The organism is Pseudomonas sp. CM27, assembly GCF_013179515.1.
GTDB lineage: Bacteria > Pseudomonadota > Gammaproteobacteria > Pseudomonadales > Pseudomonadaceae > Aquipseudomonas.
The window spans coordinates 1-1,745 of record NZ_JABMCN010000424.1 but is presented as its reverse complement, the minus strand read 5'-3'; the positions used below and the strand labels follow the sequence as shown (position 1 = coordinate 1,745).

Genomic DNA, 1,745 nt, shown 5'->3' with positions numbered 1-1,745 from the left:
GTGAAGCGCCCGGAGCTGCAAGCAGAAGTGTTCAGGCACGCCTTGAGCGAGTATTGCGAAGACAATGCGACGCTGCGCTTCAGCGATCTGGAGATCCGGGTGAAGGTCTGGAAGGCGCAGAACGAACACAGCGTTGTCGACACAGAGCAGGCGCTGCTTTCCATTGGCGCTCAATGCTGGCGGCTGGCAGCGCTTGATAGCCTGGCGGCGCTGCACGCGGCACGCGTGGGCAGGGCCGATGAATCGCTGGAGTTCGCCTTGGCGTACCGCCTGGCATTGATCGAGAATCTCGACCTGCCCATCGAGCACGACGAAATGCTCAACCCAGGAGTCGCCTTGCTTTCCGACCTGGACCTCGTCGTCGCAGCACGGCAGGTCCGCAATGCGCAGTCGCCGGACGCGCTGGCGGAATACCTGGTGTCGCAACGGTTCTGGAAAGCGTATCTGCAGAAGGCTTTCGGTGTGCGCCTGCAAGTTCCGCAGTCCATGCACGACGACCTCGAGGCAATGATGGAGCGTAACGCGCCCGCTGAGGAAATCAATCGGCTCAATGACAGTGTGCAACGCAGGGAGCGCAACCTGCAGTTACAACTGACCCGCGAAGCGATCGCCACGCATTTGCCCGCCGTAGTATTGGCACCCCCTGCACCCCATGGCTGAGCGAAGCCGTACTGCAGCTGGATGCGATGCGTTACTACGGTGTGCAAAGGGCGCGTTGGACTATGCTCATCTGACAGGCGGGCGTATGGACTTTGTGGGGGCTTGGGCAGGTTGTCGCAAACGGTAATGCTCGGTTACTTTTCGTTGACACACCGATGCCCCCGGTTGGTTTACGCTCGTTCGTCGGATCTTTCTCCCTGATCTGTAGTCTTCTGGTTTATCGAGAGAATAAGGAGATACGCATGCTCGTCCGGTCACTGACCTTCGCCGCCCTGCTCGCTATCACAGGGCCTGTTATTGCGGCCGACAGTGATGCGCCGCTGGCCAAGGAACTGGGCAAAGCCAGGCCATTGGTGGTCATTGCGCCCAGTAGCGCCGACCCGACCCTGCGCGGGTTGAACGAGGCGCTCAAAGACCCTGCCACTCAGGCGGGTTTCAAGGAGCGTAATCTGGTGTTGTACAGCGTTGCCCAGATGATCGGCAAGCGTGAGGACAAGAACCTGGAGCAGCAGACCACCATGGCGCTTATCCGCGAACTCAAGCTGGGTGCCAGCAAAGGTACCAAGGTGATTCTGATCGGCAAGGATGGTGAGCGGCACATGCTCAAGGATGACGACAGCGGCGGTACGATCGAGCCAGAGGACATCTTCAAGGCGGTCGATGAGCTGCCCGCCACCGAGAAGGCCGTTACAGCGCCCGAGCCCGTTGCGGCCGCCGCTGAACCCAAACCCAAGGACAGCAAAGCCGCCAAGCCTGCCAAACCCGCCAAGCCGGCGGCACCTCCCAAACCGCTGGAAGACTGATCCCCGGTAATGGCCCTGGCATGCCCAGGGCCATCTGCGCGGCATGTATCGGTCTGTATCTGGCAAGCGTACAGACCCATTTCCCTACAAAACAGCGCATCGCCTGATACATCCACGACAACTCCGCCCGGCCTAATGGCTCCACTTTCCAAACCAAAGTGGAGCATCACCATGACTCAAGTACGAAGCACCTTCGGCATTCTGGGTGCCGCCCTGATCGGCAGCATGGCCTTGGGCAGCAGCGCGTTTGCCGTCGAACCGCTGGCTCAGGGTTATCAGCTG

At 60.3% G+C, this 1,745-nt stretch carries 2 protein-coding genes and 1 pseudogene; all 3 read left to right on the top strand.

Going from position 1 to position 1,745, the window contains the following annotated elements; translation table 11 throughout:
• The coding region (locus HP547_RS28610; protein ID WP_218583505.1) for an NEL domain-containing protein at positions 1–660 on the top strand (660 nt) is incomplete at its 5' end.
• A 242-nt stretch (positions 661–902) separates the two neighbouring features.
• Positions 903–1,463, top strand: coding sequence for a DUF4174 domain-containing protein (locus HP547_RS28605; RefSeq protein ID WP_172218758.1), 561 nt, complete (start codon positions 903–905; stop codon positions 1,461–1,463).
• A 171-nt stretch (positions 1,464–1,634) separates the two neighbouring features.
• A pseudogene (locus HP547_RS29790) lies at positions 1,635–1,745 on the top strand (EF-hand domain-containing protein); the annotation flags it as partial.